Raw genomic sequence first — 8,321 nt, 5'->3', positions numbered from 1 at the left:
TCATTAATGGTGGTGATGGTGCACACGCCCACCCCACTCAAGCTCTACTTGATTTGCTCACGCTTAGGCAATGTCTAGGGCAAAATCTTGCTGACAAAAGAGTGGGCATTATCGGCGATATTAAAACTTCTCGCGTGGCAAATAGTAATATCGAGCTACTCTCTCGCTATGGAGTAGAGCTTGTGCTTATAGCTCCTCCACACTTTCTCCCACCGCACAGCAAGCTTGCTTATACGCACGACATTACAGAGGCGATAGATTCTCTGCACGCTATCATCTCTTTACGCACGCAGACAGAGCGACATAGCAAGCAAAATTACGGCTCTTTGCGTGATTATGCTAACCACTTTTGCCTAACCAAACAACTCATAGGCGATAGGGATATAGTTATTATGCATCCAGGTCCAGTGCATCACAATATCGACATTGAAGATGAACTACTCAAAGACTCTCGTTGCAAAGTCTTGCAACAAGTGAGAAATGGCGTAGCAGTTCGTATGGCAGTGTTAGAGTTTTTTATCCTAGAAACAAGGGGGTAGTATGAGCAAAATGCTGACAAAAAAACAGCTCAAAGTCGGAGTAATAGGGGTTGGTGTGGTTGGGAGTAGCGTGATTGCCATCCTAGAAAAAAATCGCGATGTTATTACTGCGCGCGCAGGGGTAGAAATCATCGTCAAAAAGGCTTGTGTGCGGGATATGAGCAAGCTTAGAGCCTACCCTATCCCACTTACAGATGATATTAATGAGATAATAAATGATGATGAGATTGATGTCGTGGTTGAGCTAGTAGGCGGAAGAGATTTACCTTATCACATTGCTAAAACTGCTCTATCAAAAGGTAAAGCGTTTGTAACTGCTAATAAAGCTATGCTTGCTTACCACCGCTATGATCTAGCCAAACTCGCACGCACGCCCGTAGGATTTGAAGCAAGCGTATGTGGAGGTATCCCTATTATCAATGCACTCAAGGTCGGCTTAAGTGCGAATGAAATTCTAGCTATAAGGGGGATTCTTAATGGCACAAGCAACTATATCTTAACCAAAATGACTCAAGATAATTGGGATTTTGCCCAGGCACTCAAAAAAGCTCAAGAGCTAGGCTATGCCGAAGCAGATCCCAGCCTAGATATTAACGGACTTGATGCAGCACATAAACTCTCAATCCTTGCTAGCATTGCCTATGGTATTGATGTGCGCCCAGAAGATATGCTTATAGAAGGGATAGAACATATAGCATGTGAAGATATTGAGTTTGCTAAAGAATTTGGCTACTGCATAAAACTGCTGGGGATTGCTAAAAAGCACGATAATTCCATAGAGCTACGCGTGCATCCCACTATGATTGGTGAAGACAAACTACTAGCAGATGTTGATGGTGTGATGAATGCTGTAAGCGTTGTTGGCGACTGCGCTGGTGAGAGTGTGTATTATGGAGCTGGTGCTGGGGGCAATGCCACCGCTAGCTCTGTCATAAGCGATCTTATCGCTATTGCACGCTTATGTAGCCGAAATCTTAAGCAAGAGCAAGCAAACCCAATGCTAGGCTTTATCACAGAGCAAAGCCACAGCATTATCCCTAAGCAAAGCATCACAAGTCAATATTATTTGCGAATCCTAGCTGATGATAAGCACGGAGTTTTAGAAAAAATCGCTGCAATTCTTAGCTATCATAAGATTTCCATTAGCACATTTTTACAAAAACCAAGCACACTAGATTCTAGTGGCTCTCAAAACTGCGCTAAAATCCTGCTTGCCACACACACAACTTCCGAATTTGCCATACAAAATGCGATCGCAGGCTTACAATCCTTAGAAGTTGTGCGTCACAAGCCTGTTATCATCCGCATAGAAGATGAGTAGTCAAAAGCTAGCACAATCATCACAAAAACAAACACATATAAAAGGTAGAGCAGGAGAGCAAAGGGCATGTGAGTGGCTAGAATCTAAAGGTTTTAAGATTCTAGCGCGCAATTATTGCACACAATTTGGTGAGATTGACATCATTGCTTTGCACGATAATTTTTTGCACTTTATTGAAGTAAAGACTTTCGCAGCAAGTTCACTCTCACCACGCTATGCTATCACTTCTAAAAAACTACAAAAAATCTACGCCAGTATTGATGTATTGCTTTTCGCCTGCCACAATCTCCAGCCATCTCAAAAATCTAACTTTTCCAAATATGCGTGTGATACCCATAAGATTACGCAAGGACTACAAGCCTTAGATATTGATTTGCAGAACTGTCAATATTGTGTTGATGCACTGCTAATTTGGGGTAATAGTATTGAATTATTAGAAAATATAAGCCTCGAGTGATCTTCATTAAGTAATCTCACAAGCCTATCAAATCCTATCAACAGCCCAGTAGCAAAGCGTGATTTATATATTTTATTCCCAATATATATAATATGATCATTGCGATCTCTTTCTTTGGCAACTATAACAACTCTCCCACATCGCACATATTCTCAAGCATATTATTGCCAAATTTAGCAAGCTATTCATCAGTTATAAGCCCGTACCAAAAGCATAGCACTATCCAAATCATCTCAGCTCTTACCACGAGATTGAAGAATCGCCCCGACCATAGTCATCTAATATCAGCTTTATCTGGATAGTGCTACGCTTTTGCACTTATCGAATACCGCGTCCATCCACACTTTTGAAAACCTAATACTCTTCTATACCTTTTGCCACATAATTATCAATACCGCTACATATCCACATATTGAGAATATTTTCATTACCCACCATATTATGTAACAATAGACAATTAGCAACTACACAGAATCTACATATCACCTCAATAATCACCGCTATAAATTTATGGAAACAAAATGAGTGGCCGGGAGAGAGGGATTCGAACCCCCGGAGGTGTTACCCTCAACGGTTTTCAAGACCGCCGCTTTCAACCGCTCAGCCATCTCCCGTATATTGCAGAAAATTTAGTAGCTATTTGGAGGCGACACCCAGATTCGAACTGGGGAATCAGAGCTTTGCAGGCTCCTGCCTTACCACTTGGCTATGTCGCCTTAACCCCAAGGTGGTGCCCGGAGCCGGACTTGAACCGGCACGGACACAATGTCCGAGGGATTTTAAGTCCCTTGTGTCTACCATTCCACCACCCGGGCAAGTATTGACAAAAATAGTAAAATATTTCTAAAGATATTGATTAATTAAAAGTGGAGCGGGAAACGGGGATCGAACCCGCGACCCCAACCTTGGCAAGGTTGTGCTCTACCACTGAGCTATTCCCGCGTTGTAAAGCCGTAATTCTAGCAATGCTTGTTAAAAAAATCAAGGTATAAAAGTAACTTTTAGTATTTTTTCTCTACAATATCCCACTTAATATGTCCCCTAACTACAAAATAACTTCAAAGGAATCTTATGCATTTTGAGCCTTATCCTTTCGAGCGATTGCAAAAACTTTTAGCCGACATTACACCTAAAACCCCTGTCCGCAAGCTTACAATTGGCGAGCCACAGCTACCTACACCAGAACCTATCACCAAAGCCCTACAAGATTATGCTAATGAGCTACGCTACTATCCACCATCAGCTGGGACCCAGTATCTCAAAGATGCAATGCTAGGCTTTATCAAAACTCGCTATGGTATTGCACTTAGCCACGAACAACTTATCTCTACCTTTGGCACAAGAGAAGTGCTTTTTAATCTTCCACAATTTTATCTAGCGCAAATCAAAAGCCCTGTCATAGCCCACCCAAACCCTTTCTACCAAATCTATGAAGGAGCTGCAATTGCAAGCTCTGCTAAAACTATCTATATGCCACTTACAAAAGAAAATAACTTTAAACCCATCTTAAGCGATGAACAGTGCAAGCTTGCTAATCTTGTGATACTAAACTCACCTAATAATCCCACAGGTGCTACACTAAGTCTAGATGAGCTAGTAGAGTGGGTGCAAAAAGCCCTAAAATATGACTTTCTACTCCTATGCGATGAGTGTTATAGTGAGATTTATCAAATCCCAGATTCTCTAGAATCTACTTGTGCCAAAGACTATGCCCCAGCGGGGATTTTGCAAGCAAGCATAAAAGCTGGCAATACAAGCTTTAAAAACATCTTAGCACTTAACTCCATTTCCAAGCGCAGTAGCGCGCCGGGTTTGCGGAGCGGTTTTGTTGCAGGGGATAGGGAGATTTTACAAGGCTATATGACTTATCGCACCTATGCAGGATTAGCCCAGCCCATACCACTATCGCGTGCAAGCGCAGTAGCGTGGAGCGATGAGGCAGGCGCACTAGAAATCCGCAAAATATATAGCAAAAATCTACAACTTGCTAAAGCTCTTTTCCCGCATATCCATATCGAGCCTTATAGCTTTTATATGTGGTTACCTGTGGAAGATGACCTAAACTTTACCAAAAAGCTATATGAGCACACAGGCATTGCAGTGCTACCGGGTAGATTTCTAGGCAGAGAAAATGCTGGACGGGGATATGTGCGTATAGCATTAGTGTATCCATCAGAGCAAATGCAAGAGATTTTAAGCGATTTGGCGAAGTTTTACCACACATCTATGCGCACAAATTGTGTAGAATCTAGAGAGTTAGATGTAGCGTTAGATTCTAGCCTAGAATCTATACAAACACAGATTCCACCACTACACAAAGCTAAAATCCACTTCATCGGCATCGGAGGCATAGGGATTTCTGGGTTGGCTAAATATTTGCGCGCACAGGGTGCGAGTATTAGTGGTAGCGACATCGCTCACTCGCCTACGACCCACTATCTCCGCTCTCTTGGCGTGCAAATCCATATCCCCCACGACAAAAGCGCGATACAAGGGCAAGATCTAGTGATCCACTCCGCCATAATTAAGCAGGATAATCTAGAAATTATCCAAGCAAAAGCTAGCAATATCCCTGTCCTATCACGCACACAAGCCTTAAAACTAATCTTAGATTCCAAGCGTGTCTTTAGTGTGTGTGGAGCACACGGCAAATCAAGCATTAGCGCTATGCTTAGTAGTATACTCCCGGATTTTGGCGCGATTATTGGCGCAGAAAGTAAGGAGTTTCACTCTAATGTCCGCGAAGCCCAGAGTGAAAACATCATCTTTGAAGCGGATGAGTCAGATAAGAGCTTTTTAAACTCCAATCCATACCTAGCCATAATCCCAAATACAGAGCCAGAACATATGGAAACCTACAACCACGATCCCCAAGAACTACAAGCTGCCTATAATCAATTCCTTAGCAAAGCCACTTTGCGTTGTGTTAATGATGGTGATGAGTTTTTACGCACAAGCACGATCCCCTGCCTACACCTAAATCCACAGCAAGATATTACAAATATTACCTACCACCTAGAAAATGATATGCCCTATACACACTTTTGCTTGCGCAATGTAGGGGAGTTTGCTGTGTGGGGACTAGGTGAGCATACTGCACAAAACGCCTCTTTAGCCATACTTGCTGCCCTAGAATCTATGCAGATGGATTCTAGGGCTAATTCCACTCAACAAAGAGTGACATTAGATCACGCTAACTACTCTCCTAGCCATATCCAACAAGTGCGCGAAAATCTAAGGCATTTTGCTGGGATTAAAAAGCGTTTTGATATTTTAAGTACTTCTCCTCTTACAATCATCGATGACTATGCCCACCACCCCACAGAAATCAAAGCAACCATACAATCCCTACAAATCTACGCTGAGCTACGAGGCATTACAACTATTACAGCAATCTGGCAGCCACATAAGTATTCTCGGCTTTTTGACAATCTTAGTGCTTTTCAAGCCTGTTTTGATGGAGCATTTTCTAGCGATGGTCGTCTTATCATTCTGCCTGTTTGGCGCGCTGGAGAAGATCCTAGGGAAGTAGATTTACAAAAGCTTTTTGCCCATTATAACCCTCTGTTTGCCACGCGCACGCAACGCAATGGCAATGTCCTAGAAATCTATGATAATGACACATTGCTTACAACATTAACACAAGGCATAGTGATAGGATTTGGTGCTGGGGATATCACCTACCAGTTACGGGGTGTAAAATGATGGGACCAATCTCTGTTGTTGGGATTTTTTGCCTACTAGGTGTGCTAGGCTTTGTGCTTTTGCTTCAATCACATCTCACAAAACAAAGAAAACTTATTGTAGGTACGATATTATCAGTCGTGCTTGTGTTAATTGGCGGATATAATTACACTCAATCAAAACGCACAAGCATCATTACACTCCTAGAAGAAGCATTTGAGTCTGGGCAGACGCTTGATTGCGAAGGATTTTTAGTGCATAAAAACGACTTCAATCTCATTAGCCAAACTTACACACTCATTGGTAAAAATGGTACTCCTACTAGCAACATCATCATCTTACTAGAAAAATGTGAGATTACGATACCTTCTAAGGAAGATGCTGAGCTACTCAATGGTCATACAATCGAAGAAATAGGCAGAGAATAGGAGAAAATATGCCAATCTTAAACGACACGCAAAAAGCACAAATTCTAGCTCAAAGTAAGGTAATTGTCATTATTGGACTCTCGCCTGATCCTACAAAGCCTAGCTATAAAGTCGCTGCATATCTACAAGAGCAAGGCTATAACATTATCCCTATTTATCCAAAGGGCGGGGAGATTCTAGGACAAGAAGTATTCCCCACACTACAAGAGTGTGCTCTAGCCCTACGCGCTCAAAATATCAGCATAGATATTATTAATATCTTTCGCAAAAGCGAAGCCTTACCTCAAATCGCCCAAGAAATTTTAGAGCTAGAACTTAAACCAAGGTGTATTTGGGTGCAGCTAGGGCTACAGAATACAGCAGCAAATACTATGCTAACACAGGCTGGGATCGCCTACGAAGAAGGTAGCTGTATTAAACTTGAGCACCAAAGACTTCGCTAGCTTAGCCCCAGCTTGTTATACACTTCTACACCACTAGAATCTAAAACTTTCACCAAAATCTAAAACTTGGCATTATTTTTGCTGGTGGTTACATTAAGACCTTTCAATTACTACAAGGAATGGTGATGAAGCTAAGGAAGCTAGTACTTGTTTTCTTGAGTGTTGGGCTTATACAAGGAGCGAATATTAGGCTCAATAATGCTCCAGCAAACTCCTTTCAAGATGCCTTTGAGCGAGGGCTAATTTATGGACATGTAGGGCTATTCTTCCAGCAGTCTATTGATAAAGCTCCCACTTATGGCGACATCAATCTAAGCCTTGGCTATGAGTCTAGACGCTTTATGGGTTATAAATTTGGGGCAGAAATGTGGCTTATCCCCAAACTTTATGAAGGAGTCGCTAACGACTTTAGAAAAAGTCAAACCTATTTTGAAATGTCCCAGCTCTATGCAGACTACTATAACCAATACGAGCGTTTTGGAGGGACAGTTGGACGATTTCGTATGGATGAAGAGTGGATCACACACTTCAATGAAGGGCTTTCTCTAAGCTATGATCAAATCCCCAATCTCTCACTAGCATTTGCATGGTCTTTAAGGAATGCCTATATCACCCCGCATTTCTCACAAAACTACAAAGTGTTTGGCGAGTATCAAAGTGGCAAAGTAGGAAAATGGATGGGTGGGGCATTTTATCTGCGTGCGAAGCTCTCTATCCCCCAAGCTCCCATCACTCTCATGCCCTATATCTACCTTGTGCCAGATTTCTTCGTAGCACCCGGGCTTAAAGGCGAGTTAAATCTCCCTATTACTAAGAAAACCCTATTTAAAGGTGTAATACATCTTACTTCTTATGTCGAGCTAAATGACCAGCGTAAAGTACTCAATAGAAGTGGTGGCGGGATTATCTGGGCAGAGGGTGGTGTTGATATGTCTTGGATACGCATTGGTGCTGGTATCATCAATACCCCCAAAGGTGGGGCGATCTACATTGATGGCTTTGGGCAAAAAACACCCTTTGAGCGAGCTGATGGAACATTCTACTATAATGCTACAACCCCTTATGTCTTTGTCTCGGCAGATTTGTGGGAATATATCAGTTTTTACGGAGCGTTTAGGACAAGTATCCTAGATTCCCAGAGCATTTTAAACTGGGAATCTAGGATGGATATCACCCCCATACAAAATGTGCGAATGGGTATAAGCGCACTTGGCGTAAGTAACCCAACACCAGCGCCATCAAAATTTGGGCAAAATCTTGGAAGTTATATGATTTTCCGTGGCTATGTGGAATATCATTTTTAAGCCTTGAACTAATTAATGCAACCACATAGATTTTAGTGATTGACTATAAAATTTTGCATACTTAATGTGTGTCTATCTATAGCTTTGGAGCTTCTTGGGCGCGCCTGCAATCATTATACTACTATGCTATAATCCAAGATATTTA

Annotated in this window: 6 protein-coding genes, 4 tRNA genes and 2 pseudogenes; 8 read left to right on the top strand and 4 right to left on the bottom strand. The window is 42.1% G+C overall.

All coding sequences use genetic code 11. The annotated features are described in order from the left end of the window. The 3 genes and pseudogenes from IKB69_RS01365 to IKB69_RS01355 form a co-directional block, all read left to right on the top strand. Nucleotides 1-539 (top strand): annotated as a pseudogene (locus IKB69_RS01365) (aspartate carbamoyltransferase); the annotation flags it as partial. A gap of 10 nt (nt 540-549) precedes the next feature. Further along, entirely contained in the window at nt 550-1,860 is a 1,311-nt protein-coding gene (locus IKB69_RS01360) for a homoserine dehydrogenase (RefSeq protein WP_290945340.1), read from the top strand. Continuing rightward, nucleotides 1,853-2,317: a YraN family protein gene (locus IKB69_RS01355; RefSeq protein ID WP_290945325.1), complete on the top strand. Its 465-nt coding sequence runs from the start codon at nt 1,853-1,855 to the stop codon at nt 2,315-2,317. Before IKB69_RS01360 ends, IKB69_RS01355 begins: the two co-directional genes overlap by 8 nt. A 526-nt stretch (nt 2,318-2,843) precedes the next feature. On the opposite strand, the gene IKB69_RS01350 is transcribed toward IKB69_RS01355, so the two are convergent. From IKB69_RS01350 to IKB69_RS01335, 4 genes are all read right to left on the bottom strand, one after another. Next, nucleotides 2,844-2,931: transfer RNA gene (locus IKB69_RS01350), tRNA-Ser, on the bottom strand. A 27-nt stretch (nt 2,932-2,958) separates the two neighbouring features. Beyond that, a tRNA-Cys gene (locus IKB69_RS01345) sits at nt 2,959-3,033 on the bottom strand. Nucleotides 3,034-3,045: 12 nt separating this feature from the next. Continuing rightward, nucleotides 3,046-3,132: transfer RNA gene (locus IKB69_RS01340), tRNA-Leu, on the bottom strand. A gap of 52 nt (nt 3,133-3,184) precedes the next feature. Further along, nucleotides 3,185-3,259: transfer RNA gene (locus IKB69_RS01335), tRNA-Gly, on the bottom strand. A gap of 129 nt (nt 3,260-3,388) precedes the next feature. Here IKB69_RS01335 and IKB69_RS01330 point away from each other — a divergent pair. From IKB69_RS01330 to IKB69_RS01310, 5 genes and pseudogenes are all read left to right on the top strand, one after another. Beyond that, nucleotides 3,389-4,522, top strand: a pseudogene (locus tag IKB69_RS01330) (succinyldiaminopimelate transaminase); the annotation flags it as partial. An 84-nt stretch (nt 4,523-4,606) separates the two neighbouring features. After that, the gene (gene murC / locus IKB69_RS01325) at nt 4,607-6,022 is read left to right on the top strand and encodes a UDP-N-acetylmuramate--L-alanine ligase (protein ID WP_290945338.1); all 1,416 of its coding nucleotides are present in this window, start codon (nt 4,607-4,609) and stop codon (nt 6,020-6,022) included. Further along, nucleotides 6,019-6,429, top strand: a complete 411-nt coding sequence (locus IKB69_RS01320; protein WP_290945323.1) for a hypothetical protein — start codon at nt 6,019-6,021, stop codon at nt 6,427-6,429. The genes murC and IKB69_RS01320 overlap by 4 nt, the downstream gene beginning before the upstream one ends. An 8-nt stretch (nt 6,430-6,437) precedes the next feature. Further along, nucleotides 6,438-6,872, top strand: a complete 435-nt coding sequence (locus tag IKB69_RS01315; protein WP_290945321.1) for a CoA-binding protein — start codon at nt 6,438-6,440, stop codon at nt 6,870-6,872. A gap of 125 nt (nt 6,873-6,997) precedes the next feature. Then, complete coding sequence (locus tag IKB69_RS01310) at nt 6,998-8,176, top strand: outer membrane family protein (protein ID WP_290945319.1); 1,179 nt, start codon at nt 6,998-7,000, stop codon at nt 8,174-8,176. Nucleotides 8,177-8,321: the final 145 nt, after the last annotated feature.

Source organism: Helicobacter sp. (assembly GCF_017502485.1).
Lineage (GTDB): Bacteria > Campylobacterota > Campylobacteria > Campylobacterales > Helicobacteraceae > Helicobacter_B.
Note: the sequence above shows the minus strand (reverse complement) of the source record. Positions and strands in the feature narration are given on the sequence as shown.